21 protein-coding genes are annotated in these 25,815 nt (G+C 47.8%); 12 read left to right on the top strand and 9 right to left on the bottom strand.

The genetic code is table 11. The annotated features are described in order from the left end of the window. Nucleotides 1-79 precede the first annotated feature (79 nt). The 6 genes from O59_RS10165 to metH all read right to left on the bottom strand — a co-directional run bounded on the left by O59_RS10165 (nucleotide 80) and on the right by metH (nucleotide 7,210). Nucleotides 80-712, bottom strand: coding sequence for a DUF2238 domain-containing protein (locus tag O59_RS10165; protein WP_007642256.1), 633 nt, complete (start codon nucleotides 710-712; stop codon nucleotides 80-82). A 183-nt stretch (nucleotides 713-895) separates the two neighbouring features. Further along, nucleotides 896-1,483, bottom strand: a complete 588-nt coding sequence (locus O59_RS10160) for a porin family protein (protein WP_040391847.1) — start codon at nucleotides 1,481-1,483, stop codon at nucleotides 896-898. 327 nt (nucleotides 1,484-1,810) lie between these two features. Continuing rightward, nucleotides 1,811-2,314: a hypothetical protein gene (locus O59_RS10155; RefSeq protein WP_007642252.1), complete on the bottom strand. Its 504-nt coding sequence runs from the start codon at nucleotides 2,312-2,314 to the stop codon at nucleotides 1,811-1,813. Nucleotides 2,315-2,356: 42 nt separating this feature from the next. Continuing rightward, entirely contained in the window at nucleotides 2,357-2,578 is a 222-nt protein-coding gene (locus O59_RS10150) for a hypothetical protein (protein ID WP_007642249.1), read from the bottom strand. A gap of 159 nt (nucleotides 2,579-2,737) precedes the next feature. Further along, the gene (locus tag O59_RS21010) at nucleotides 2,738-3,427 is read right to left on the bottom strand and encodes a hypothetical protein (RefSeq protein ID WP_007642246.1); all 690 of its coding nucleotides are present in this window, start codon (nucleotides 3,425-3,427) and stop codon (nucleotides 2,738-2,740) included. Nucleotides 3,428-3,487: 60 nt separating this feature from the next. Beyond that, entirely contained in the window at nucleotides 3,488-7,210 is a 3,723-nt protein-coding gene (gene metH / locus O59_RS10140) for a methionine synthase (protein ID WP_007642244.1), read from the bottom strand. A 347-nt stretch (nucleotides 7,211-7,557) separates the two neighbouring features. Here metH and nfuA point away from each other — a divergent pair, with 347 nt between their 5' ends. Continuing rightward, a complete protein-coding gene (nfuA, locus tag O59_RS10135) occupies nucleotides 7,558-8,145 on the top strand; it encodes a Fe-S biogenesis protein NfuA (RefSeq protein ID WP_007642242.1) in 588 nt (195 codons plus the stop codon). 91 nt (nucleotides 8,146-8,236) lie between these two features. Here the strand turns inward: nfuA and O59_RS10130 are convergent, their stop codons facing one another. Genes O59_RS10130 through O59_RS10120 form a run of 3 tightly spaced genes read right to left on the bottom strand, consistent with a single transcriptional unit; the run spans nucleotide 8,237 to nucleotide 10,969 of the window. Continuing rightward, on the bottom strand, nucleotides 8,237-9,622 hold the full coding sequence (locus O59_RS10130) for an energy transducer TonB (protein ID WP_040391845.1): 1,386 nt from the start codon (nucleotides 9,620-9,622) through the stop codon (nucleotides 8,237-8,239). A gap of 16 nt (nucleotides 9,623-9,638) precedes the next feature. Further along, nucleotides 9,639-10,154: a hypothetical protein gene (locus O59_RS10125; protein WP_040391843.1), complete on the bottom strand. Its 516-nt coding sequence runs from the start codon at nucleotides 10,152-10,154 to the stop codon at nucleotides 9,639-9,641. A gap of 2 nt (nucleotides 10,155-10,156) precedes the next feature. Continuing rightward, nucleotides 10,157-10,969 (bottom strand): ABC transporter substrate-binding protein, encoded by an 813-nt coding sequence (locus O59_RS10120; RefSeq protein WP_157152528.1) that lies wholly within the window; start codon nucleotides 10,967-10,969, stop codon nucleotides 10,157-10,159. A gap of 233 nt (nucleotides 10,970-11,202) precedes the next feature. Here O59_RS10120 and O59_RS10115 point away from each other — a divergent pair, with 233 nt between their 5' ends. From O59_RS10115 to O59_RS10065, 11 genes are all read left to right on the top strand, one after another. Beyond that, nucleotides 11,203-13,575, top strand: a complete 2,373-nt coding sequence (locus tag O59_RS10115; RefSeq protein WP_040391841.1) for a catecholate siderophore receptor Fiu — start codon at nucleotides 11,203-11,205, stop codon at nucleotides 13,573-13,575. A gap of 69 nt (nucleotides 13,576-13,644) precedes the next feature. Then, nucleotides 13,645-14,328, top strand: coding sequence for a Fe2+-dependent dioxygenase (locus O59_RS10110; RefSeq protein WP_007642226.1), 684 nt, complete (start codon nucleotides 13,645-13,647; stop codon nucleotides 14,326-14,328). A gap of 117 nt (nucleotides 14,329-14,445) precedes the next feature. Continuing rightward, nucleotides 14,446-16,866, top strand: coding sequence for a TonB-dependent receptor domain-containing protein (locus O59_RS10105; protein WP_198284776.1), 2,421 nt, complete (start codon nucleotides 14,446-14,448; stop codon nucleotides 16,864-16,866). Nucleotides 16,867-16,974: 108 nt separating this feature from the next. Further along, on the top strand, nucleotides 16,975-17,571 hold the full coding sequence (locus tag O59_RS10100; RefSeq protein ID WP_007642222.1) for a PepSY-associated TM helix domain-containing protein: 597 nt from the start codon (nucleotides 16,975-16,977) through the stop codon (nucleotides 17,569-17,571). 27 nt (nucleotides 17,572-17,598) lie between these two features. Further along, nucleotides 17,599-18,111 (top strand): DUF2271 domain-containing protein, encoded by a 513-nt coding sequence (locus O59_RS10095; protein WP_007642220.1) that lies wholly within the window; start codon nucleotides 17,599-17,601, stop codon nucleotides 18,109-18,111. Between the two features lie 58 nt (nucleotides 18,112-18,169). Beyond that, nucleotides 18,170-18,997: a DUF4198 domain-containing protein gene (locus O59_RS10090; RefSeq protein WP_040391840.1), complete on the top strand. Its 828-nt coding sequence runs from the start codon at nucleotides 18,170-18,172 to the stop codon at nucleotides 18,995-18,997. A gap of 3 nt (nucleotides 18,998-19,000) precedes the next feature. Next, nucleotides 19,001-20,377, top strand: a complete 1,377-nt coding sequence (locus O59_RS10085) for a sulfite reductase subunit alpha (protein ID WP_007642217.1) — start codon at nucleotides 19,001-19,003, stop codon at nucleotides 20,375-20,377. 178 nt (nucleotides 20,378-20,555) lie between these two features. Then, entirely contained in the window at nucleotides 20,556-21,905 is a 1,350-nt protein-coding gene (locus O59_RS10080) for an efflux RND transporter periplasmic adaptor subunit (RefSeq protein WP_157152527.1), read from the top strand. Continuing rightward, nucleotides 21,905-23,848, top strand: coding sequence for a MacB family efflux pump subunit (locus O59_RS10075; RefSeq protein ID WP_007642214.1), 1,944 nt, complete (start codon nucleotides 21,905-21,907; stop codon nucleotides 23,846-23,848). Before O59_RS10080 ends, O59_RS10075 begins: the two co-directional genes overlap by 1 nt. 3 nt (nucleotides 23,849-23,851) lie before the next feature. After that, complete coding sequence (locus tag O59_RS10070) at nucleotides 23,852-25,231, top strand: efflux transporter outer membrane subunit (protein WP_007642213.1); 1,380 nt, start codon at nucleotides 23,852-23,854, stop codon at nucleotides 25,229-25,231. Nucleotides 25,232-25,316: 85 nt separating this feature from the next. Further along, entirely contained in the window at nucleotides 25,317-25,718 is a 402-nt protein-coding gene (locus tag O59_RS10065; protein ID WP_040391838.1) for a hypothetical protein, read from the top strand. Nucleotides 25,719-25,815: the final 97 nt, after the last annotated feature.

The raw sequence follows: 25,815 nt of genomic DNA, 5'->3' as shown, positions 1-25,815 counted from the left end.
TTTATACTCATTAATGTTATTTTGCAAATTTCAGGTAAATAAATATCTTTTAATGCGATTTTTTCTTTTTATAGGTATTTTAATACCCTTTAAGTTTTTGTTTAATCTGTTGAAGTTGGATGTCGTGCCAGTGCGATAGTAGTAGCAAAGCACTGATTGCTCCGATAAGGGCAAAAAACATATCCGATTGGGTATCCCACTGGTCGCCCTGGGTGCCCAAAAACTCATCCGCGCCTTGCCCCATAATCAGCGCAGCGGCCCACTCGATCAGCTCATAAGTGGCACTAATTGCCAGCACAATACACACGATAATAAAGGCGAGCATTTTGGCGCCTTTGACAATCTGGTGGCGGATAAGAATTTCCCGCGCAATTAATGCGGGGGCAAAGCCCTGAAAAAAGTGGCCAAGTTTGTCGTAGGGGTTGCGTGACAATTCAAACCAGTCTTGCACCATAAAACCCACTGGAACCCGCGCATAGGTGTAAGCCCCGCCCAGAATTAAAATCAAACCGTGCAAAAAAATACACCAGTAGAGCAGGGTGGTAAGCGGGAATTTTTTATACGTTGCCCACAAAATTGGAATCGCGATTAATACCGGCATCACCTCCATTAACCAGGTGGCGCGGTCATAGGGTTGCCAGCCGGAGGCAATTAAAGCTATGCCTGTGGCGATAAGCATAAATACCAGCAGTGATAATGGGGTTTGGCGCATTTTGTGTCCCTGATAATAATGTAATGGTTGCGTAAATGACGGCCATATTACGTTATAAACAGGGTTTTTGGTGCTGAGGTTGGTGTTCGTTTGCTGGTAAAAGGGGACTGGATAGAACAGGCATAGTAGCGAGAGCACAAGGCTCCCGCTAATAAGGTTTGCGTTTATCGGAGGAGTGATGCGTTAAAAAGTAAACTGCAGATTTACACTGGCAAAATCCACATCCATATCAATGTCGTCTTGTTGCAATACATCGATTTCGTCCCGCGAGATATTGAAATCAAAGCGTTCATATTCGATGCGCAAATCAAGGTTTTCAGATAAGCGAATTTTTGCACCACCACCCCAAAACGCCTCATCGCCATCGTAATTGTCGCTGGCATTAATTGGTGTTATTGCAGCATCTGCATCCCACCATAATTGCCCGCCCTTGGCGTAAAGAGAAAATGACTCGCTGAACGGGGCTTCAAAAATAACGGCTAGTGATCTACCGTCCGCATCCAGAGTTAATACATCATTTCCGGCTTCATCAAAGTCAATATAAGAGGCCTCCACTCCGATGTATTCATTAAATTTTACCAAGGCAAATATTTTTTTAGCGGCCTCATCTTCTTTAAATTCATCATCTTTTAATTTGGTAAGGCCGTAGCCGGCACCAATAGAAAATTCCGGATGCAAGCGCCAGTTGTTGTTTTCCTGGGTGTCTGATTGCGCTACGGCTGCTGATGAAATCATAGCAATACTTAGGATGGCAGATGTTTTAGTAAACATAATTAAATCTCCATTTTCTGTGATTGACTGAACCTACAGAGTAGATGGAGCAATGCTTGTGCCAATCAGCTTGAAGTTAGTTATTGCGTAGCTTTTAAGCGATTTTGTTGAGTTATTAAAATTAATTTTTATTGGATTCTAATTATTTTTTTACAAAAAAAGTAAAATTTACAACCATGGTTTTTTGGTGAAATTTATATTTTTTATTATGTTATTTAACGTACATTCAGATTCAAAAAATTAACTTAAAATCGAAAAGGCGCTTGATTTAAAAGAGTGATTGAAAAGCATGATATGGAAGGGGAGGTGGGGATTTCGCTCTATATTTCAACTGAATCGCATCAGCTCAAGCAGGCGCGCAATTCGCTCATTGGAAAGCTGACGATAATCCGGGTAAGGTGCAACAATCACGCGCTGTTCTTTATTAATCGCAAAATAAGCATCCAGCCAAACCAGTGGTGGCAATGCTAACTGTGCCGCGTAGGTTTTACCGGCAATGATATGGATGGAGTTTCCATCCGATTCAAACTGCGGTGCACTAAACAACAGTGCCTCTTGTGAGTGTGCCTGAAATAATTCAAGGTCACGATAAGCTTGCCAGGTATCGGGTAAATTTTTCTGTTGCTGCAACTGGTACCAATCAAACAGTAGCTTGGCGTAAACATTAAACACCTTGCGCCAGTGGTTGCTGGTGTTTTTTACAATATGTGTAAGCTCGCCCATCGCCAAGCCACGCAATTCATCCATTACCGGATAATCATCAATCGGTGGGCGATTGGCGATATAAAATTTAATGCTGCTGTGGTGCGATCCAAGTCCAATCATTTTCATAGGTGGTTATTTAACCGGCTGCGTATTGTTTTTACGCAACGCTTAATAAGAAGAGTTCGGTGTGCTGTCGGGATTAATTTCACCATACACTTCTTCTGGGTCTATCTCATTAATGAGTAAAGTCTCTCGCACCGTTTGAATATGGTCGAGCACGGTTTGGTATCTATCACCGTATTCGTACTTGTTCACCTCTATAGCTTTTGGCATATAACAAAAGGCAATTTTTAACGCTTGAATCAGCTCGTCATTTGTTTGATTGGTCATGGCGTTTTCCTTGTGCGGGTAGGTTGCCGGTGAGGAACGAACCGCAACAGCGAATTGTCGGGTTGGAAAAACAATAAATTATTTTTCGTTTGGTAGGTTGGGTAGATATGCTCGGCAGGGGGAGAGTGTGATGCTGGATATTATTTCTCGTTCTAACCACTACCATTCTCTAAATTTGCTAATTAATAATTTAATCCATAAAAAATATTCTTCATTACTTGATGGAATTGTTAGACAATTTTTTTCTAAATATATTTTATAAGACTCAATACTTTGTAAGTCCTCGTCACTTGGTTCGAAAATGCATAGTTGTAGCTTAATTTCTCCAGTGTATGGTTCCAAAGATATTTTATCTAAAGCTGGATGGTTATTTTTTGATGCGCTGCTCACTGCTATATCAAGGCTTTCGGGAAATTGGCAGACATACTTGTCAGTCGCAGCTAAAAAAAGTTCAATAATGTCTATAAACTCTTCGGTTTCTACTTCTGTTGGTATGTAATAGTCGTGTTCTACGGCATTTCTTATCTTGTTTATAGATTTAAGAATTTTTGGTGTCAGTACTCCACATTTTTCACAATATTCAAGATGATCATGGAAGTTGACATTGTTTTTAGATTTTCTAGATTTGAAACCAAAGGCTTTAGATATTGTTTCGACTTGAAGGTGAAGCGCTCTTTTAGCGTTAGATATCGCGTTTATAAATGTCCTCTCAGATTTTTCAATCTCAAGATCCTTTTTTGAAAAGGATAGGTATTTCGCAGGATCGATGAATGACTCGTATTCGATCTTCACCCAGCTAGCAGAATCACCAATTGTATACTCATCATGGCTTAAAGGTTTTGGAATCATCTGCTTTCCTCTAATTGTGATGCGGCGGGTTGCTCCGCGAACCTGCCCTACAAATCCAATTTACTCGGTAATCCCCGGCTCATAAGCCAACACCGGGCTCATCCACCGCTCAATCTCCTGCACACTAACCCCCTTGCGCTGCGCCAAACTCTCCACCTGATCTTTCTCAATCTTCCCTGTATTAAAATACTCTGCTTGCGGATGCGCAAAGTACCAGCCGGAAACGGCAGCGGTCGGCAACATCGCGAAATGCTCAGTCAGGGTAATACCAGTATTTTTCTCGCCATCCAGCAATGCGAACAACTGTGTTTTTTCAGTGTGATCCGGACAGGCTGGATAACCGGGAGCAGGGCGGATGCCTTTGTATTGTTCTTTGATTAAATCTTCATTCGACAGATTTTCATCACGGTCGTAGCCCCAAAATTCTTTGCGCACGCGTTGATGCATGTGTTCTGCAAAGGCTTCAGCCAAACGGTCGGCGAGGGCTTTTACCATGATGCTGTTGTAGTCGTCGCCCGCGTCCTGGTATTGCTTGGCGAGTTCTTCTGCGCCTATGCCGGTAGTGACCGCAAAGCCGCCGATGTAATCCTGTTTGCCGGTTTCTTTCGGTGCAACAAAATCCGCGAGTGAATAATGCGGGCGCGATTCCATGCCTTGTTTTAAATGCTGCTGGCGGATGTGGTGCAAAGTATTTATTTGCTTTCCATCCGCATCATATACGGCGATGTCATCGCTGTTGACCGTATTCGCTGGCCAGAAGCCGATCACGCCGTTGGCGCGGATAAGTTTTTCATCGATCAATTTATGCAGCATCTGTTGTGCATCGGCAAATAAATTGCGTGCAGCTTCGCCGACGATTTCATCTTCCAGAATTTTTGGATATTTTCCGGCGAGATCCCAGCTGATAAAAAAAGGAGTCCAATCGATAAAATCAACCAGCGTATTTAAATCATAATCTTCAAATACTTTTACGCCGGTAAATGCGGGGGCGGGAGGGGTGTAATTATCCCAATCCAGTTTTAAACCTTTGGCGATAGCTTCGGGGTAGGAGCGCACTGTGCCGCGTGGTTTGCGGTTAGCGTTGCGCTCGCGTACATCTATGTATTCTTGCTTGAGGTCTTCCATGAATTTGGGGCGCAATTCGTCGGACAGTAATGTGCTGGCCACACCTACAGCGCGTGAGGCATCCGCAACGTAGACCACTTGATTGAGTTTAAACACCGGATCAATTTTTACCGCGGTATGCGCTTTGGAGGTGGTTGCGCCGCCGATCATCAGCGGCTTATTAATACCACGGCGTTCCATTTCGCGGCCGACAAACACCATTTCATCCAGCGACGGTGTGATCAAACCCGAGAGTCCGATAATGTCGCAGTTTTGCTCGATGGCGGTGTCGATAATTTTATCGCAGGGCACCATTACCCCAAGGTCAACCACTTCAAAGTTATTGCACTGCAATACCACGCCGACAATATTTTTGCCGATGTCGTGTACATCGCCTTTAACTGTCGCCATCAGAATTTTGCCGTTGGGTTTTGAGGCTTCGGTTTTTTCGGCTTCAATAAATGGCTGCAAATAAGCTACTGACTGCTTCATTACGCGTGCGGATTTCACTACCTGCGGCAAAAACATTTTACCGGCACCGAATAAATCACCCACCACATTCATGCCGTCCATGAGTGGGCCTTCGATTACATCGAGTGGACGTGGATAGTGTTGGCGCGCTTCTTCAGTGTCTTCAACGATATGGGTTGAAATCCCTTTTACCAGCGAGTGTTCGATACGTTTTGCAATCGGCAGTGAGCGCCATTCGGCGTCTTCTTTTACGTCGCCGGTAGAGCCATCACCGCGATATTTTTCAGCGATATCGAGCAATGCTTCGGTACCGTTTCCGTGACGGTTGAGAATGACATCTTCCACTTTATCTTTTAATTCTTGCGGCAAATCGTCATACACAGCTAACTGGCTGGCGTTGACGATCCCCATGTTCATACCGGCTTTAATCGCGTGGTATAAAAAGACCGAGTGGATGGCTTCGCGCACCGGGTTGTTGCCACGGAACGAGAAGGACACGTTGGACACACCACCGCTTACGCCCGCGTGAGGCAGGTTGGTGCGAATCCAACGTGTGGCTTCAATAAAATCTACCGCGTAATTGTTGTGTTCTTCAATACCGGTTGCGACCGCAAAAATGTTCGGGTCGAAAATAATATCTTCCGGTGGAAAATCCAGTTTATCGACCAATGTGCGATAGGAGCGTTCACAAATTTCTTTTTTGCGCGCCATAGTATCGGCTTGGCCGGTTTCATCAAATGCCATTACGACTACCGCGGCACCGTAGCGCATACAGAGTTTGGCTTTTTGCAGAAACTCTTCTTCGCCTTCTTTCAAACTGATGGAGTTTACAATCGGTTTACCTTGAATACATTTCAAACCGGCTTCGATAACATCCCATTTGGACGAGTCCACCATAATCGGTACACGGGCGATATCCGGTTCACCGGCAATTAAATTCAAAAAGCGTACCATGGCTTTTTCAGCATCGAGCATGCCTTCATCCATGTTGATGTCGATTACCTGCGCACCGTTTTCCACTTGCTCCAGTGCCACTTCGAGTGCGGTGGAATAATCTTCTTCCACAATTAATTTTTTGAAGCGTGCAGAACCGGTAACGTTACAGCGTTCGCCGACATTTACGAATAACGAATCTTTGGTGATGTTGAAGGGTTCTAAACCGGACAGGCGACATGCTGGTTCGATTTCGGGAATTTTTCGCGGAGCATATTTGCTCATCACATCCGCAAGTGCTTTGATGTGTGCCGGTGTGGTGCCGCAGCAGCCGCCGATAATATTTAGAAATCCGCTTGCGGCAAATTCTTCAACAATATCGACCATCTCTTGCGCGGTTTGGTCGTACTCACCAAATTCATTGGGCAAACCGGCGTTGGGGTGCGCGCTCACAAAACAGTTGGCGACACGTGAAAGTTCTTGCACGTACTGACGCAATTCTTTTGCGCCCAGTGCACAGTTCAAACCCATGCTGAGTGGGCGGGCGTGTGCGAGTGAATTGTAAAATGCTTCAGTCGTTTGGCCGGACAGCGTTCGGCCAGAGGCATCGGTAATTGTGCCGGAAATCATAATCGGCAATTCAAAACCGACATTGTCAAAATATTGTTTTACCGCGAACACCGCGGCTTTAGCGTTGAGCGTATCGAAAATAGTTTCGATCAAAATAATATCGGCGCCGCCTTTGACCAAACCATCCATAGATTCCAGATAGTTTTCTACTAATTGATCAAAAGTCACATTGCGTGCACCGGGATCATTTACATCGGGCGAAATAGAACAGGTGCGGCTGGTTGGCCCGAGTACACCGGCAACAAAGCGCGGCTTGGCCGGATTTTTCGCGGTCATTTCATCGCACAGTTCTCTCGCCAAACGCGCAGAGGCAAAGTTGAGCTCATGGCTCAGGTCTTCCATGTCGTAGTCGGCCATGGAGATGCGCGTGGAGTTAAAGGTGTTGGTTTCCAGAATATCGGCACCGGCTTCCAGGTAAGCGCGTTGAATTTCGCGGATGACTTCCGGTTTGGTAATGCTGAGCAAATCGTTATTGCCGGCGATATCCATGTGGTAATCGGCAAAACGCGCGCCGCGATAATCCGCCTCCTGCAGCTTATAGCTTTGGATCATGGTGCCCATGCCGCCATCCAGAATCAGGATGCGTTCTTTAATGGCGGTGTGCAGTGAGTCAATGCGGGCTTGCAGGGCGGCTGGTGCAGTCATGGGAAACCTGTCTGTCATGTGAAACCTTTCGCTAAAAGGCTTGAATAGAATAAGAATTGCTGAAGCAATATCAAAAAAGATTGATATAGAAAATTGGCGCGAATTCTAGCAGAAAAGCAGCCAAAGGGCGCCCGTTTTGGCCTGCTTCTGTGCAGCATTAAGGGGTGTTGTAGGGTTTGGCTATGGCGCCGATAAAAATTTAGCGGCTTCTTTTCAGGCTTGGCTAGTGCCTGTGCCGCGACTTTGCAGTAGAATACCTGAGTAATTTAATCGGGTATTATTTGTCCTTTTATATACGTTTAAGCGTATGTAGTGGTGACTCCCACAGATTCTGTAGAAAGGTTTATATGGTCAACGTCGATATCACCGAATCCGCTCAAGACTACTTGAAAGAACTGCTCGACAAGCAAAAAGACAACGACGGCATAGGCATTCGTATGTTTGTGGCCAACCCAGGTACACCCAATGCGGAAACCTGCATTGCCTATTGTCGCCCCGGCGAGGAAAAAGAAGGTGATGTGATTGTGCCACTCAAGGGTTTTAACGCTCACTTTGAAGAGCGCAGCCTGCCATTTTTGGAAGATGCCAAGGTGGACTACTCCCCTGATCGCATGGGTGGCCAGCTCACTATTCGTGCTCCCAATTCCAAAATGCCGCGCGTGACCGACGATAGCCCACTGGAAGACCGCATCAACTACGTGCTTTACAACGATGTAAACCCCAGTCTCGCTTCCCATGGTGGCAACGTGAGTTTGGTGGAAATCACTGAAGATATGATTGCCGTATTAAAGTTTGGCGGCGGTTGTCAGGGTTGTGGCTCAGTGGCAATTACCCTCAAGCAGGGTATTGAAGTGCAGTTGATGGACAAGTTGCCCGAGTTGAAAGGCATTCGCGATGTGACTGACCATACGGATCGCTCCAACGCGTATATGTAATTCATTGCGTATTGTTAAGGGCATAAAAAATCCCGCTGCGGTGTTCCGGAGCGGGATTTTTTTATTCTCTGTGTAATTGATTTATTAGCGATTAAATTTCTTCTCGCCACGGCTTTTGCGCGGAATAACTGGCGAGTTGTTGTTGGAGATACTCGTCGGGTAGATCCAGCTCTTGCGCATCCTTCAATGCTTGTTTCTGCCATTTAATCGCTTTTCGGAAATCGCCATTTTCGGCGGCGACAGCGGCATGGGTTCGTAAATAGGTTTGGCGATCCAGATGGTTTTTAGCAATTTGGGATAGGTACTGGTTTGCCAGTTTTCCATCGCGGCGCTTGGTGTTAGGGTGGGTTGCGAGTATCCATGCATAGCGTAATTTTGCATAAGGGCTAGTGGTCGCGGAGCGTGTTAGCCAATAAAAAGCTTTATCTTCATTTTTTTCAAAGCGAGCTCCGCTGAAGGACTCTATTGCTAGCATATATTGCGCATCCACAACCCCGGATTTAGCTGCTTTTAACAACCATCCCATACTTTGCGCTGAGTCTTGGGTGCACATATTGCCATAGAGAATATTGCGTCCGAGGAAGTAGCTCGCTACACCATTGCCTTGATTGGCGGCCTCCACATACCATTTATTGGGGTTGTCATCAATTTTGTAGTCGCTGGCGAAAGAGGGAAGTAGCTCTAAAAAATACGCGTAACCCAGTTTGTCTTTATCACTCCCGGATTCTGCTTTTTCACGCATATCGACGATAGTTTTATCGAGTTTACTTTTGCTATAGCTATTCCCTTGTATTTCAAATGTAAAACGCATGCGCATGCCATTAACATCCACCGGTTTTCCATTCACTTTCATGGGCTCAAATTGAAATTGACGCAAGGCAGTGATTGCTGCTTTTGTAAATGATGTTGAAACGGAATAAGTTGGTGTGTGGTCGCGGGTAAAACCATGTTTGTCGATGGTAAAAACCATGTCCACAAAACCAGAGGCACGTTGTTGGAGCATGGCATCCGGGTATCTGGGCGGAACCCGTTTGATCGCACGCTGGCTTTTCACGTCAAGCGAAGTACCAGAAAATGCCGGTGTTAATTTTTCTTCGATAGCAGCGTCGCCATACTCTGCTAATAGTTTTTGAAATTCTTCTTTGGCAATTTTTTGTTCGGCTTCTGTCATTTTTGCCAGAATTTTATTATGCAACGCCGTGTCCGTTGCGGGCTCATTTTGCGCGGCGAGTGCCATCCATGCATATGACAGGGTAATATTTTTGGGCTGGTATTCACCACGGTAATACATAACTCCAATATTATTTTGCGCATCGTGATCACCATAGCGCGCAGCTTCATAAAATTCCTTGTAAGCATTTTCAAAATTACCGGCATTGTAATAATTCATTCCAAGCTCAAAATCGGCATGGATGAAATGGCTCCAAAAGGCGAGTGTTACTGCAACCATCAGTTTGATTTTGTTTGAGATAAGCATATGAGCCTCCTTGCTGTTATTTTGTTATGAATTCGATATGTTCTATGTAAATAGGTTGGTGTGAGCTGCTAAGGCGCAGCCTATCAATCTTGCGCTCAAGTGATGAGTCAATTGTTTCGTCATTTAGTTGAACACTCAAGTGACGTTGGTTATCCCACGACAGCGTAAGGCGATGAGTGCTATTCCAGAGAGTTTCTTTCTCAAAATAGCGGATCTTTTCTATGGAGTTATTAAATGTGCTTAGAGAAGCCAGATGACCAACAGTGCAATTTTCATTGGTCAAACTAATACGTGCAATGGGGGGATTTGTACGTTCGGATTTGCCTTTAAGTAAGTGTATTTCTGCAGTGGCGTATTGGGGCAGGCTGAAAGTAATGATGGCACTGCCTTGCTCTCCAGGTAATGCTGTTTCCCAACCCGAAGTGTGGATAGGCGTGGTTATGTTTGTGGTTTGTGGAGAGGAGGTTGTGCAGGCGAGCAGTTGCAGGCAAATTGCACCTAGCACGAGCGATTTGAGTAGCGTTCTTGGCATAGTTAGTCCCTGTTTTTATTAGCGAGCATGCGATCATACTCCCCCGTCTCCTTGAGCATCAACAGCCCTTTGTCCAACTCTTGTGCCATCCACCGTGCCCTGGGGCTTTTGTGTGAGAAGGCGACGTATACATCGCCCTCGTGATTTAAAAAACGTTTATCAAACACGCTGCTTTTGAGTTGCATTTGTCGCATGGCAAATTCGGCTTCGCGTTCAAACATGATTCCTGCATCGATACGCCCTTGTTTTAGCATGCGAATAATTTGCGACTGTTGGGATACTCGTATCTCGTTAAACCGGTGGCGATGAATTTCGTAATCATCCCCGTATTCGTAGTCGCGGATTACGCCAACGCGAAAATTATCCGGCAGATCATTAAAAGATTTGATGTTGCTGTGAGTGCCTGCCATAAAAAACCAATAAGCCTTGACGCTGAGTAGCGGCACCTCACCAAAAATATATTTGTTTTCGGTGGTGGCTTGGCGACTTACGTTAAAACCGCCATCAATTTTACCGGAGGCCAAATCGTGCAGGACGCGCGCATAGGGCAGTACCTGGAAGCTGAGTACTACTCCACGATTGGCAAAGGCGGCTTTGATGAGATCGGTAGAAATGCCTTGCCCCTGTTCATCACTATAAGGTGGCCAGGAGTTTTCGGCGCCGAGGCGTAGGTGTACACCATCCACGGATGCGGCTGCACCCGCTGCCCCTGTCACCGGGGCCTTTTGTTCCGCATTGCTTCCGCTGCTCGCCGCGACCAATAACGCGGTCAGGCAATACAGCACGAGCAAGACGGGGCGATAGGGGACGTGCATGGGTTAATAGCTCCAATATTGGTGCATATTGTAATATACATAATGAAGGTTAATCGCTTTTAGTTATATGTCAATAAGTCAAATGACCTCCCTCCTGAGTGGCGTGTAAAAAAGCCGTAATAAGTAAAATTAACAAAAAGAAACAAGAATTATTATCATTGTTATCGATAATGATTCTCGTTAGTATGCGCGAGCGCTAGGCGCTCCGTTTATTTCTATTACAAGGGCTTGTCATGACCATCGGAAAATCTACTCACTTACCTATAGTGTCCAAAAAGCACGTGAAGGCGTTACAGCTTGGGGCAACGGCACTGTCTTCTGCATTGCTGCTGGCTTCGTCTGGGGTTGTGGCGCAAGAGGCAGCAAAAACAACCAAGAAGTTGAATACCGTAAGAGTTGAAGCAGAGGCGATAGAGAGCTACAAGGCCGAGCAGGTAAGCTCCCCTAAATTTACCCAGCCATTGGTGGATACTCCACAAACCATCGCGGTAGTAAAAAAGGAATTGTTCCAGCAACAGGCCGCGACCACCCTAAGTGAAGCACTGCGCAACACGCCCGGTATCACTATGTTGATGGGTGAAAACGGTAATACCTCTACCGGCGATTCTATTTTTATGCGCGGGTTTGATACTCAGGGCAGTATTTTTGTGGATGGTATACGCGATTTAGGTAGCATCAGCCGCGATACCTTTAATACTGAACAAGTGGAAATTGCGAAAGGCCCGGCAGGGGTGGATAACGGCCGTGGTGCAGCGTCCGGTTATGTAAACCTCAGCAGCAAGCTGGCCAATCAGGAGGATGCCATCAGCGGCAGCGTGACTGGCGGTACCGGTGATTACAAGCGTGCAACTGTCGATGTGAATAAAACCCTGTCTACGACTTCAGCATTACGCGTTAACCTGATGAAGCAAGACGCCGGTGTTGATGGCCGTGACCAGGTTGAAAACAATGCCCAAGGTTTTGCCGCCTCTCTCGGGTTGGGGTTGGGAACCGATACTCGCACCTACATTAATGTTCTTGCAGTGGAGCAATCCGGTGTGCCGGATGGTGGTGTGCCTACTATCGGATTGGATGGTTATTACAACGCGATTTTTGCGACTGGTGTACTGGCCGGTCAAACTCCCGAACGTGTTGATACTGAAAATTTCTACGGCTCTACCAATGACTTTAACGATGTCAAAGCCAGTATGGTGACAGTGCGCATCGAACAGGATTTGGCCGAGGGTGTTACCTTGCGCAATACTTCGCGCTATGGTCGAACCAATCAGGATCAACTCTTGACGGGGGTGAATGCGGTCACTTTTACAACCCCGAGTGAGCCAGCGTCCTGGACAATTTCCCGCTCGCGTCAGGGTAAGGATCAAACTAACCAGATCCTCACCAATCAGACTAATTTGTCTGCCTCATTTGAGGCGGGTGGTATCAAACACGATTTGGTATCCGGTGTTGAATTCACCTATGAGAGTCAACTGAACTACACCTTGGGCCTTCCATTTACCGCTTCGACTTCATCGACCACTGTGCAGCAGGCTAATGCCAACCTCTACAATCCAAGCACGGGCGATGTGTTCCAGCCGGTGTTGCGCACCGGTGCTAAAACCGATGGTGAAACCACTACCTACGCCTTCTATGCGCAGGACACAGTGACGCTGAATGATCAATGGGAGTTAAGCGCCGGTGTTCGCGCAGATCGCTTCCATACCAAGACTGACGTGATCACCCGTCAGGCGGCCGTGACTGCACCAGCGGTGCAAACTATTCCAGTGGGTACATTGCTTGCGAGCGATGCGCATCTCACCGATGAATTGTTTGGCTGGAAATTGGGTGGCGTGTATAAGCCCGCGGCTAATGGCTCTGTGTATGTCAGCTACGCCACGTCCGAGTTGCCACCGGGTGGAGCGAACTTTGCGCTCAACACTACCAATGCTGCGAACAACATTAATAACCCTAATCTCGATCCACAAAAGGGTACTAACGCCGAGCTGGGCACTAAATGGAATGTGCTGGATAACAAACTGTTCCTGACGGCAGCCCTGTTCCGCAGTACCAATGAAAACGAAATCGCCACTAACCCCGACGGCTCTTCCGTTGCTTTGGGTGAAAAGCAAGTGGAAGGTGTGGAGTTTGGTGCGGTGGGTTCATTGACCGACAAGTGGCAAATCAGCGCTGGTCTTGCGTTTATGGACAACGAAATCACGCGCGGTAACCGCACGGTGGATAACCCGAATACCCCGGCCAATGAAGCCTCTGGCAATAACGAGGGTGGTGCTATCCAATGGTCGCCAAAAACTACATTTACCCTCTGGAACAGCTATACCTTTGACAGCGGCTTGTTGATTGGTGGCGGTGCACGCTACGTGGATACTATGGTCAGCTCCAGTGTGGTGAATACAACTGCCCTGAGCACCCGCTCTATGTACGAATTTGGTGATTATTGGGTATTTGATGCTATGGCGTCCTATCCGATTAACCAAAACCTGAGTGTGCAACTTAATCTGCTCAATATTACCGATGAGGATTATGTGGCCAGCCTGAATAATGGTGGTTCACGCTATTATCCTGGGGCGCCTTTGTCGGCACGTTTGGGTGTGAATTTCAGCTTCTAATTAATTGTTTGGTCATTTGTAAGGGCGCGATTTATCGCGCCCTTTATTTATTGGGCGCATGCGGGGGATATGATGCTAATCCACATTCCAGAAGTATTAACCAAACAACAAGTTGCCGAGTGCCGCGCCCGCTTACAGGAAGCGCAGTGGGTGGATGGCAAAGCCACAGTAGGGCAGCAGGGGGCTCAGGTTAAACGCAATCGCCAATTGCCGGTGGATGGCCCCGTCGCGCGCGCGTTGGGCGAAATGATTTTAACGGCGCTTTACGCCAACCCACTGTTTATGTCGGCCGCGTTGCCATTGCGAATCGTGCCACCACTATTTAATGCGTACGCCGGTGGCGAACATTACGGTTTTCATGTGGATGGTGCGATTCGTTTAGTGCCGGGCACTAACCTCAGCTTGCGTACCGATGTGTCATCCACCTTGTTTTTATCCGAGCCAGACGAGTACGAGGGTGGCGAGTTAATCGTGCAAGACACCTACGGCAGTCACGAAGTGAAATTGCCCGCAGGTGATTTGATTTTGTATCCCTCCACCAGCTTGCACCAGGTAGCCCCCGTCACCCAAGGCGAGCGGGTGTGCAGTTTCTTCTGGACGCAAAGCATGGTGCGCGACGATTGGCAGCGTAATTTGCTGCATGAGTTGGATTGCAACATCCAGTCGCTGCGCCAAACGGTGGGTGATAGCGCCGAAATACTGGGTTTGACGGGGCATTATCACAACTTGTTGCGCCAGTGGGGTGATGTCTGAGTAATCATATTTAATTTCACTAAATAGGAATTGTTATCATTGCAAATGCAAATACTTATCGATACCATGCGCGCATTATTACTCTTTGCGTATTTTTATTGATAAGGTGGATTGCAGATGTACCCCAAAAACAACAAGGCTAGTCGTTTCTCCCTTCCATTAACCGCATCATCAATGGTGGTGTTGGGTGCATTTGTCGCATCCACTCATGCCTTTGCCCAAACCAGCAGCACAGCACAAGCCGCTACAGCGGCGGCACCGATACTGCAAAAAGTCGTGGTTTCTGCCGCTGGTTATGAGCAGAAAATTACCGATGCACCATCCAGTATTTCCGTTGTTACTGCCGAAGAGTTGGCCGAGCGCCCGTACACTACCTTATTGGATGCGGTGCGCGATCTGGAGGGTGTGGATGTCGGTGAAACTCGCGACAAAACCGGGCAGGGCACTATTTCCATGCGTGGGATGGGCTCGGATTACACGCTCATTCTGGTTGATGGTAAACGTCAAAATAACCACGGTGATATTTACCCTAATAGCTTTGGCGGCAATCAGTTCGGTCATGTACCACCGCTGGATGCTATCGAACGGGTTGAGGTCATTCGCGGCCCAGCCTCCACGCTTTATGGCGCCGATGCCATGGGTGGGGTGATCAATATCATCACTAAAAAAGTGACTGATAAATGGCAGGGTTCAGTCAGCCACAGTCGTACCATTGAAACCAATGATGCCTTTGGTGATGACATCACCACCGATTTTAATGTGATGGGGCCGCTGGTTCCCGGCAAACTGGGGTTGAGTCTGCGCGGCAGCTTTTATAACCGCCTCGCATCTAACCCTGCCTATGACAGTATTACTGATCCGGCCGGTTTAGAGCGTAGCCGTTCTCTGAGTTTTGGTGGCGGTGGCAAAACCGTCGATAACGAAAATAAGGCTGTGGGGCTACGCCTCTCTTGGACACCTACCGACAATCAAACCCTGTGGTTGGATGTTGATAGCTCCACTCAGGAGTATGACAATACCCCGCGTTTAGATGACACTGGCGCCTATGTATATCCAGTAGGCACTGTTGATAGCATCACCTCCGTATGGCGTACTGCCAACGTTAATGGCACTACCCGCGTAGCGCCGCAAGTGGGTTACAGCGCCACTCAGGAATTCACTCGCGATACATGGTCGCTTACTCATGAGGGTAAGTGGGATGTAGGCAATAGTTTTGTCTCCCTCGCCTATGTTGAAACCGACAACATGGGGCGCACCCTGCCGTTTACCGTAGCCGAGCGCAACCAATTGCAAGCCATGTGGGATGGCACCGGCGTTTACGCTGGCATGACCACTGCAGAGCGCCGCGCACTGGCCGAAGCGACTTTCCTGCCACGCCCCGAGCGTGTGTTGCAAAGCAATCAGTACACATTGGATGCCAAGTTGGATATGCCATTTGAACTGGCTGGCCAGCATGTTGTGGTGGTGGGCACGCAGATTATTCAAGGTGAGCTGGAGGACGGTGTATTTGGGATGGAAGCCGGCACACCGGGCGGCGTGCAAGAGCACAATATGGTCTCCCTGTTTGCTGAGGATACCTGGTACATCACTGAGCCCTTTGCCTTGACGGCCGGTTTGCGCCATGACGATCACGAAGTCTTTGGTGATCAATTGAGTCCTCGCCTCTACGGTGTCTACACCCTGAGTGAGGCTTGGACTTTCAAAGGTGGTGTTAGCACCGGCTTTAAAACACCAAAAACCACCCAGCTTTACGACGGTATTGTCGGCTTTGGTGGGCAGGGCGTTTCTCCGATGTACGGCAATCCGGATTTGAAACCAGAAACCAGTGTGACCACTGAAGTGGCAGCCTATTGGCAGCATCCGCAGGGGCACAACTTCAATATCACTTTTTTCCAAAACGAATTTGAAGACAAAATCGATTCCCAGCCTTGCGGTGCAGGTACCAGCATTGAGTGTTCAAACACCGGTGACTATACCGACTTGGGTTACGCCACCAGCAATAAAACCGTCAATATTGATAAGGTCGTGATTGAAGGTGCTGAGCTTGCTGGCCGCTGGCAAATAGCTGCCAATTGGTCGCTGCGCGCCAATTACACCCTGACCGATAGTGAGCAAAAGAGTGGTGCGGAGAAAGGTCTACCGTTGGGCAACAGCGCCAAGCACATGGCCAATACTACGTTGGATTGGAAGGTGAGCGAAGTATTTAACATTTTCCTCACAGCAGAAGCACGCTCCAAACGCTATCGTGCAATACACGCCATTACCGGCGAAGAGCTGAACTTTAAAGATTATGAAGTGCTGCATTTGGGGGCGTCCTATAAAGCCAGTGAATCAGTCACCTTTAATGCGCGCATCAACAACTTGTTGGATCGCGATTTCACCACCTATCAAACGGAGTTCCGCGATCTGAATAACGATGGCGATTATGTTGATACCAACGTAGGTGGTTCAGGCCGCAATGAAGCACTGTTCTTTGATGATTACAACAACAAAGACAAAGCGCGCAACATTTGGTTGGGTGTGAACGTCAAATTTTAATCCGTTTTTCACTCCACATTTACCCTCGCTGCAGCGGGGGTAAATGGTGGCTATGTGAAAAAGACAAATCGTGAACAGCACAATTGTTGAAAGGCAAAAATAGTCAGCATGAAAAAATATGTAGGTAGTGTGCGCGAATGGCATTGGATCAGCTCGGCGATTTGTTTAATCGGCATGCTGCTATTTGCGATTACCGGCATTACGTTGAATCACGCGGCGGATATTAAAGCCACACCAGAAATCATCACCAAAGAAGCATTGTTACCAGCTGAAATACTGTCCGCGATTTCTGTGCCGGACGCAGAAAAAGCACCTTTGCCGAAAACGCTGCGCGCTTGGTTGGCGGATACGCAGCAAATTGAAGTTCGCAATCAATTAGCAGAGTGGAGTGAGGACGAAATTTATCTCTCGCTACCGCGCCCCGGTGGTGATGCCTGGTTGAGTATGGATTTAAGCAGCGGTGAATTGTTGTATGAACTTACTGATCGCGGCTGGGTTTCCTATTTCAATGATTTACACAAAGGGCGAAATACGCCAGTGATATGGAGCTGGTTCCTCGATTTTTTCGCAATTGCCTGCATTATTTTTTGTATAACAGGTTTGCTGTTGTTAAAACGCTACGCGAGTGGCCGCCCCGCAACCTGGCCGATGGTGGGCTTGGGTTTGGTAGCACCTTGGGTGCTGATTTTATTATTTATCCATTAAAAGTGATGTGAAGTGAGGGAGTTAATTATGCGTTTGCGTTATGCACTAAGTTCGCTGTTGTCAGTAGTCAGTATTTCCTCCGCAATGGCTGCAGATTTAAATGTGTCGGTAGAGATTCCCGCACTCGACGTTGCCGAGTATCACAAACCCTATGTGGCGCTTTGGTTGGAGAATGAAAAAGGCGAGAGCACTAATTTGGCGGTGTGGTATCAGTTGGAATCGCGCGGTGAAAAAAGTGATAAGGGTGAAGAGTGGCTTAAAGATATGCGCCAGTGGTGGCGTCGTATTGGTCGCGATACCGACATGCCCGTTGATGGTGTCAGTGGTGCAACCCGCGCGCCGGGAAAACACTCCGTGACTTTTACTGAAGGCAGCGCACCTCTGGGCACATTAAAACCCGGTAATTATGTGCTTATGGTGGAAGCAGCGCGTGAAGTGGGTGGTCGTGAATTGGTAAAAGTGCCTTTCACTTGGCCGATTGCTGGCGTGCAAACGGCTGCCGGAAAAAAAGAATTGGGTGAAGTAAAAATCACGCCTTAACTCTGAGTGTTTTTGTTTCAGAGACTTTATTAACTGGATTTTTTTAAGAGGAATAATGATGAATCGTTTACTAAAAACCACGCTCTGTACTGCGCTCGTTCTCTGCTTGCCGATATCAGCACAAGCCCATCGTGCATGGTTATTGCCAAGCGCTACTGTGCTTTCCAGTGATGACGCCTGGGTGAGTATTGATGCCGCGGTGTCGAACGATATTTTTCATGCCGATCACGCACCTATGCGTGCAGAAGGTGTTGTGGTTACTGCACCAGATGGTGCCACACTACAAGTACAAAATGCGATGACCGGAAAATACCGCAGCACGTTTGATGTGCAATTACCGCAAAAAGGTACTTATAAAATTGCAGTGGCATCCAGCGGTTTAATGGCGCGTTGGGAAACAGAAACCGGTGAGCGCAAAATGTGGCCAGGTCGTGGTGAGCGCGCTAATCCCGCCGATTTTGACAAAATGGTGCCTAAAAAAGCCAAGAACTTGGAAGTGTCGCAATTCTCGCGGCGCATGGAAACTTTTGTTACCGCCGGCTCACCAACTGAGTCAGTATTAAAAGCGACCAAGCAAGGTTTGGAATTGGTGCCAGTAACCCACCCGAATGATTTGTTTGCTGGTGAAGTGGCGACCTTTCAATTTCAAATGGATGGCAAACCCGTTGCTGGCGTAAAAGCCACCATCATCCCTGGTGGTATGCGCTATCGCAATGATCAAGCCGCCATCGAATTGGAATCCGATAAAAAAGGCAATATTTCTGTAACCTGGCCGCAGGCGGGAATGTACTGGTTAAGCGCCAACTATCGCGATGATAAAGCCAAAAAACCAGCCACCGTTCGCGCTGGCAGTTACGTTGCTACCTTTGAAGTATTGCCGGAATAAGTTGTGCGTTATTTAGCAGCAAGTGCGTTAGTTTTTATTTACCTGTTGTTCTGTTGGTTTTGCTGGCAAAAACATCGCCGTCAGCTACAGCAACAACAGGTGCTTGCTGTTCCTTCGTCCGATGATGCAGTAATACTAATTGCCTACGCCAGCCAAACCGGAAACGCTGCGCGTATCGCCCGGCAAACGGCGCAGCAATTAAATGCTTCTGGTAAAAACACTCAATTAATTACACTCAATCAACTCAATGTTGAACAATTAACCTGTATAAAACAGTTATTAATTATTGCCAGCACTTACGGAGAGGGTGAAGCGCCCGATAACGGCAATCGTTTTGTGGCGCGCACACTTGAATCGTTAAGTCCCACTGCGCTCAGTTCACTGGAATATCTGGTCCTAGGCTTGGGTGATTCCAGTTACCTGCATTTTTGTGGTTTTGCGCAGCAGCTGCATAATGCACTCCACCATTGTGGTGCCCACGCAATGGCAGACATGATTAGCGTGGATAAGCTGGATGAAAGCGCACTGCGCCATTGGCAATATTATTTGGGGCAAATTTCCGGCAATTCTTATTTTAGCGATTGGAGTAAACCGGCCTACGAGGAATGGCGATTAATCGCGCGCGAATGTATAAATCCTGCAAGCTCCGGTGCGCCTGCCTATCATTTACAATTACAACCTACCAATGGAGTTGTGTTGACACAACCGCAATCCGGTGCTGCGTTATGGTGTGCGGGAGATATTGTGGAGATAGGCCCGCGCAATTCTTCCGATTTGCCTCATCGCGAATATTCTATCGCTTCCGTGCCCAGTGAGGGCTCACTCGATTTATTGGTGCGTCAGGTACGTGCGCCCGGTGGCGAGTTAGGTTTGGGGTCGGGTTGGTTAACCGCCCAGACGGAATTAAATAGCATCATCCATTTACGTGTGCGCTCTAATCCCCATTTTCATTCGCCGCCAGCACAGGTGCCGCTAATTTTAATTGGTAACGGAACGGGTATTGCCGGGTTGCGTTCGCATTTGGCCAACCCGGCGCGCGCGCGCGGTAAACACTGGTTGTTTTTTGGTGAGCGCAGCCACTTTGCCGATGATTTTTTCAGTGCGGACATTCAACATTGGTTGGAAACTGGTTTATTGACCCGGGTTAACAAAGTTTTTTCACGTGACGCAGCGTCTGGTGAGACGCGTTACGTGCAAGATTTATTGCCTTATCATGCCGAGGCAATCCGTGAGTGGGTTGCAGCGGGCGCAGCCATTTATGTGTGCGGCAGCTTACAAGGCATGGCACAAGCAGTAGATGAAGCCTTGGTGGCTATTCTGGGGGCCGCGCAAGTAGAGCAGCTTGCAGATCAACAGCGCTACTGTCGCGACGTTTATTAACAACTGTTCACAACATGTTCGATCACCCGTGACGATTGTGGAACAACTGTTAAACCCTCCCTTTGCCGGCTATTCTGTCGGTGCGTGCAGGTTATAATTTCCCTTTATTTTTACACGCATTTTCCTTTTGTTTTCATACCAATAAAGCCGCTTACTCATTTAACGGATGCTGTTTTCCATGGCTAAACCTTCCCTTGTTAAAACCTCAATTAAAAAAATATTTAACTCCTGGCGCAATATTGCCGTTGCACTTTTACTGATATTGCTAGTGGTGTTTGGCTTGTGGCGTAGCCTGTGGGCAAGCGACGACGAGGCGGTCATTTATACAACAGAGGCGGTAACGCGCGGTGATATTGAAAACCTGGTCACTGCTACCGGTACTTTGCAGCCGCAGGATTATGTTGATGTTGGTGCGCAGGTATCCGGTCAGTTGGAGAAATTGCATGTTGATGTGGGTTCGGAAGTAAAAGCCGGCGATCTATTGGCGGAAATCGATGCAACGGTTTATGCCGCGCGCGTGGATGCAACCCGCGCTTCACTGCGCACCCAGCAAGCGCAGTTGCTGGATCGCGAAGCACAATTAACGCTGGCAAATATAAAATACCAGCGCGAAAAAAATCTTTTCAAAGAAGATGCGACCACCAACGAGTCGTTGCAAACGGCAGAAGCCAATTTGAAATCGGCGCAGGCGCAACTAAAAGCCTTACAAGCGCAAATTGAACAAACGGAATCTACCTTGCGTGTAGAAGCCGCTAATTTAACTTATGCCACCATTTACGCACCTATCGATGGCACCGTGGTGTCAATTACCTCGCGCCAAGGGCAGACATTGAATACCAATCAAATGGCGCCCACCATTATGCGTATCGCCGATCTCTCAACCATGACCGTGCAGACGCAGGTGTCGGAAGCAGACATCGGCAAACTGCGTAAAACTATGCCGGTTTATTTCACCACACTCGGCAGTCAGGGGCGCCGCTGGTATAGCAAGTTGGATCGCATTCAACCGACGCCGGAAATTCTCAATAACGTGGTGTTGTATAACGCACTGTTTGATGTGCCCAATGAAAATCGTTTGCTGATGACACAAATGAGTACGCAGGTATTTTTTATTGAATCCCAAGCAAAAGATGTGTTGTTAGTACCTATGTCGGCGGTGAGTTTTATATCGCCGCGGGGCGATCGCCCACAAGCGCAAACTGCCAATCGCCCTGAACCCACGGAACAACAAAAAGCCGAGTGGAAAAAACGTCGTGCTGAAATAAAAGAAAGCATCGATAGCAGAAACCTAAGTGCCGATAAAACGGTGCATTCTCAGCGCCCAGCGCTGGTGAATATTATGAAAAGCGACGGCAGCCTTGAAGAGCGCAAGGTGTTAGTCGGTGTTACCAATCGTGTGCAGGCAGAAATTATTGAAGGTGTTGCGGAGGGCGAGCAAGTGGTCAGTGGCAGCTCGCGCCCCTCACAACCAAAAGCGGCAGCCGGTATGCGCATGGGTGGCCCTGGTATGGGCATGGGTAGACGTTAATGACAACGCCTAATGCTATTCAACCGCTGATTAAATTAACGGGTATCACCAAAACTTTTCGCAATGGCGAGCTTGCTACGCAAGTATTGTACGGCATAGACCTGGAAATTTACCCCGGCGAATTTGTTGCCATCATGGGGCAATCGGGTTCGGGCAAATCCACTCTCATGAATATTCTCGGTTGCCTGGATCGTGCAACCACTGGCGATTATTTTTTTGATGGAAAAAATATTAACGCGTTGGGTACTGATGACCTTGCCCAGTTGCGGCGCGAAGCCTTCGGTTTTGTGTTTCAAAGTTACAATTTGTTGGCCGGTGCAACCGCCTGTGAAAATGTGGAAATGCCTGCAACCTATTCGGGCTTGTCGCCTACTGCGCGCCGCACACGGGCAACTGCATTATTAGGTTCACTCGGGTTGCACGAACGTTTGCATCATCGCCCTGGTCAGTTGTCCGGCGGGCAACAGCAGCGTGTATCTATCGCACGTGCACTGATGAATGGTGGCCAGATAATTTTAGCGGATGAGCCAACCGGCGCGTTGGATAGTCACAGCGGCAAAGAAGTAATGCGCTTGCTGAAAGAATTATCGGCGCAAGGTCACACTATTATTTTAATTACCCACGATGCGGAAGTGGCACATCATGCCCAGCGCTTGATTGAAATCCGCGATGGCGAAATTATTGCTGATGCCGGACCAAAAATTCCATCGCAACCACCACTGGAAGAGCATGCGTTGCGCGGTGAATCCAGCCTGCGCAATGAATTGTTTGAGGCAACTAAAACGGCATTTCGCTCCCTGCACAGCAATATTTTTCGCACCGTGTTAACTCTGCTAGGCATTGTAATTGGCGTTGCCTCGGTAATTACTTTGATGGCCATTGGTGATGGTGCTAAAAAATCCGTGGTAGACAGTATTAGCGCAATGGGTAGCAATTTGTTATTGGTGCGGCCGGGTGGGCCGACACAACGTTTCCGCTGGGACTCGGTAACCTTGGTGCCGGAAGATGTGGATGCGATTGCAGCACTGCCCAATATTGCCGCTGCATTGCCTGAGCTAAACGGTCAGTTTACCTTGCGTTATGGCAATGTGGATCACACCACAGAAGTAAATGCTACGGCGGCACAATTCCCTCACGCGCGAAAATGGGATGTTGCCCAAGGAACTTTCTTTAGCGAAGAAGATGATAGAAATTATGCGACAGTGGTGGTGTTGGGAAAAACAGTAGCCACTAAATTATTTCCACAACAAGATGCGATTGGCGAATTTATTATTATCAATAATGTGTTATTTCAAGTCATAGGTGTTATGAGTGAGCGTGGCGCTGACCCTGGTGGCCAGGATCAGGATGATAAGGTTTTTGTGCCGTTTAAAACCGGTAGCTTAAGGGTGATTGGTCAGCGCTTTTTGCGCAACATAACAATCTCGGTTGATGATGAGAAAAATATGGAGGCTGTGCAAACTCGTGTACATGCGTTATTGATGGAACGGCACGGCACTGAAGATTTCCAAATTCGCAGTATGTCATCGCTGATTGATATGGTCTCTGAAACACAAAATACCATGACAGTTTTGTTGGGTTCTATCGCCGCTATTTCACTGCTGGTAGGTGGCATTGGTGTAATGAATATCATGCTGGTTAGTGTAACCGAGCGTACTCGCGAAATTGGTATTCGCATGGCCACCGGTGCGCGCACCCGCCACATAATGCAACAATTTTTAATTGAAGCATTGGTGGTGTCTGCGCTTGGTGGAGTGCTGGGTGTGGCACTGGGCTTGGGTGTGGCCATGTTGGTAAGTTATTTGGGTACAACCGTTGCCTATTCATTGACACCGATTGTGATGGCATTTAGCTGTGCTTTTTTAACTGGTTTGCTGTTCGGCTATTTACCTGCGCGGAAAGCGGCTCGGCTTGATCCTGTTACCGCTTTGGCATCGGAGTAGTTTATGTACTTGTTCAGTAAAAAAATTGCACTGGCTTCCTGCATGATGCTGTTGTCAGCATGCAGTGCTGCCCCATCAGAAAAGCCACTCATTAATTATGCTAATGCTTATTCTGTAACGCTTAATACTACCGCCGCAATCCAAATCGACAGTGATTGGTGGCAGGCATTTGCATCGCCAACACTAAATGAATTAATCCAGCTTGCGCAGCAACAAAGCCCCGACTTACTGATCTCTGCCGAGCGTGTGCGTCAAGCTGAATTGCAAATGCGCATTGCCAACGCGACTTTGTTTCCGTCATTAACTGCCACTGCATCTTCCGGTGAGTCGCGCACTAAAGCGGATGGGCAGGGAAGTGAACGTGGTGAATCCATGCGTGCCAGTATTGGAGTGAATTACGAGGTGGATTTATGGGGTGGGTTGGCTGCCAATAGGTCTGCTGTTAAAGCGGGTTTTGACGCAACACGTTATGATCAGGATGCGGCTGCGCTGAGCATAAAAGCGGCTATCGCCAGCGGTTGGTTTCAATGGTTGGCCTTGCAGGAGCGCATCGTGACGGCGCAAAAAAATATCGTTATTGCCGAGCGTGTGCAGCGCATAGTTGATGCACGTTTTCGCAATGGTGCAGCCACTGCTGCTGATGTGGCGCAACAAAAAAACAACCTGCTATCGCAGCGAGCAGCACTTTTTCCGCTTGAATTGCAAGCGCGGCAAACGCAATCAGCCCTTGCAATTTTGTTGGGAAAAACGCCACAAGAATTTGTGCTGATTGCAGAAAATTTACTCGCAGTAGCTGTGCCGCAAATTACACCCGGTACACCGGCGGAGTTGATTGCGCGTCGCCCGGATTTGGCCGCGCGCGAAGCTGATTTGGCAGCGGCTGATGCAGATATTCATGCGGCACGTGCAGCGCTATTGCCAGGTATTAGTTTTAGTGCCAGTGCGAGTAAATCGGCGAGTGAATTATTTGCGCTTAACCCGGCAACACAAGCCTCTGGATGGACTCTGTCGCTAGCGCAAACTATTTTTAACGGGGGGCGCTTGGTCAATCAAAGGCGTTTGAGCGAAGCTCGTCGCGCAGAGTTGGTTTTGCAGTACCACAAAGCGATTTTAATTGCATTGCAAGAGGTAGATAACGCTTTGGTTTCCACTGATATCAGTGCCAGGCAGGAGATCAGCCAGCAGGAAATAGTCACCAATGCCGCACGCAGTTTGCGTTTGTCTGAAGCACGTTACCGTGAAGGAACAGATGATTTGCTATCACTTCTGGAGGCTCAGCGCAGTTTGTTTCAGGCACAGGATTCTCTGGTGCAACAGCGAATGTCCCGTTTAAATGCCGCAGTGGAATTGTATAAATCCCTTGGTGGTGGTTGGAATCTTTAATTTAGGGATGAACTGGCACTTTTTCTGCTGGTATTTTTAGGCGCTGCGAATAGCAGCTATAAATCCAGAGGAGGTTATTGGGCATATGTCGGCGTTATTGTGTTATTTTTCTCGTTTACCGTTCGGGAAAATGGTGCTTTGGTATTACCTCATCTGGTATTTCGTTACCGTCTATTTCCATTTTGATCCCAATCCCAAAATCTGGATTAATGCGCTGGGAATCAGTGTGGTGATTGGTATTGCGTTGATGTTGAGTGTCAGCAATGGCCAATCGCCCTTCGCAAATCCGTGGCAAACATTCAGGCTATTCTGGATGCCTTTTGCAGTATCCAGTTTTTCATCGCTTATCAAAGGGCAGGGCTATACGGTGATTTTTTCACCGCATCTGCGCGAAGTGCTTATCGCCTTGGCTGCCTGCTTACTGTTCACACTATGCGTTGCAGCACTTAAATGGCGCAATCGCTGGCTGGTCTTGTCATCCCGCTGAGGTTGCCTCTGCTCCTTAAGCTCCCCTATACTCGTCGCCCCGCACAATCGTAGGTGCGGGGTTTAGTTTTTGCCTACTTTTTACTTTCTTAAAATCA

The organism is Cellvibrio sp. BR (assembly GCF_000263355.1).
Taxonomy (GTDB): domain Bacteria; phylum Pseudomonadota; class Gammaproteobacteria; order Pseudomonadales; family Cellvibrionaceae; genus Cellvibrio.
Note: the sequence above shows the minus strand (reverse complement) of the source record. Positions and strands in the feature narration are given on the sequence as shown.

What these genes read in the sequence shown, in the direction of transcription:
- O59_RS10130 (WP_040391845.1), bottom strand. Translation starts at nt 9,622, where the DNA reads ATGCTTATCTCAAACAAAATCAAACTGATGGTTGCAGTAACACTCGCC.
- O59_RS10105 (WP_198284776.1), top strand. Translation starts at nt 14,446, where the DNA reads ATGTACCCCAAAAACAACAAGGCTAGTCGTTTCTCCCTTCCATTAACC.
- O59_RS10100 (WP_007642222.1), top strand. Translation starts at nt 16,975, where the DNA reads ATGAAAAAATATGTAGGTAGTGTGCGCGAATGGCATTGGATCAGCTCG.
- O59_RS10150 (WP_007642249.1), bottom strand. Translation starts at nt 2,578, where the DNA reads ATGACCAATCAAACAAATGACGAGCTGATTCAAGCGTTAAAAATTGCC.
- O59_RS10120 (WP_157152528.1), bottom strand. Translation starts at nt 10,969, where the DNA reads ATGCACGTCCCCTATCGCCCCGTCTTGCTCGTGCTGTATTGCCTGACC.
- O59_RS10155 (WP_007642252.1), bottom strand. Translation starts at nt 2,314, where the DNA reads ATGAAAATGATTGGACTTGGATCGCACCACAGCAGCATTAAATTTTAT.
- O59_RS21010 (WP_007642246.1), bottom strand. Translation starts at nt 3,427, where the DNA reads ATGATTCCAAAACCTTTAAGCCATGATGAGTATACAATTGGTGATTCT.
- O59_RS10115 (WP_040391841.1), top strand. Translation starts at nt 11,203, where the DNA reads ATGACCATCGGAAAATCTACTCACTTACCTATAGTGTCCAAAAAGCAC.
- metH (WP_007642244.1), bottom strand. Translation starts at nt 7,210, where the DNA reads ATGACTGCACCAGCCGCCCTGCAAGCCCGCATTGACTCACTGCACACC.
- O59_RS10075 (WP_007642214.1), top strand. Translation starts at nt 21,905, where the DNA reads ATGACAACGCCTAATGCTATTCAACCGCTGATTAAATTAACGGGTATC.
- O59_RS10160 (WP_040391847.1), bottom strand. Translation starts at nt 1,483, where the DNA reads ATGTTTACTAAAACATCTGCCATCCTAAGTATTGCTATGATTTCATCA.
- O59_RS10095 (WP_007642220.1), top strand. Translation starts at nt 17,599, where the DNA reads ATGCGTTTGCGTTATGCACTAAGTTCGCTGTTGTCAGTAGTCAGTATT.
- O59_RS10165 (WP_007642256.1), bottom strand. Translation starts at nt 712, where the DNA reads ATGCGCCAAACCCCATTATCACTGCTGGTATTTATGCTTATCGCCACA.
- O59_RS10065 (WP_040391838.1), top strand. Translation starts at nt 25,317, where the DNA reads ATGTCGGCGTTATTGTGTTATTTTTCTCGTTTACCGTTCGGGAAAATG.
- O59_RS10110 (WP_007642226.1), top strand. Translation starts at nt 13,645, where the DNA reads ATGATGCTAATCCACATTCCAGAAGTATTAACCAAACAACAAGTTGCC.
- nfuA (WP_007642242.1), top strand. Translation starts at nt 7,558, where the DNA reads ATGGTCAACGTCGATATCACCGAATCCGCTCAAGACTACTTGAAAGAA.
- O59_RS10090 (WP_040391840.1), top strand. Translation starts at nt 18,170, where the DNA reads ATGAATCGTTTACTAAAAACCACGCTCTGTACTGCGCTCGTTCTCTGC.
- O59_RS10070 (WP_007642213.1), top strand. Translation starts at nt 23,852, where the DNA reads ATGTACTTGTTCAGTAAAAAAATTGCACTGGCTTCCTGCATGATGCTG.
- O59_RS10125 (WP_040391843.1), bottom strand. Translation starts at nt 10,154, where the DNA reads ATGCCAAGAACGCTACTCAAATCGCTCGTGCTAGGTGCAATTTGCCTG.
- O59_RS10080 (WP_157152527.1), top strand. Translation starts at nt 20,556, where the DNA reads ATGGCTAAACCTTCCCTTGTTAAAACCTCAATTAAAAAAATATTTAAC.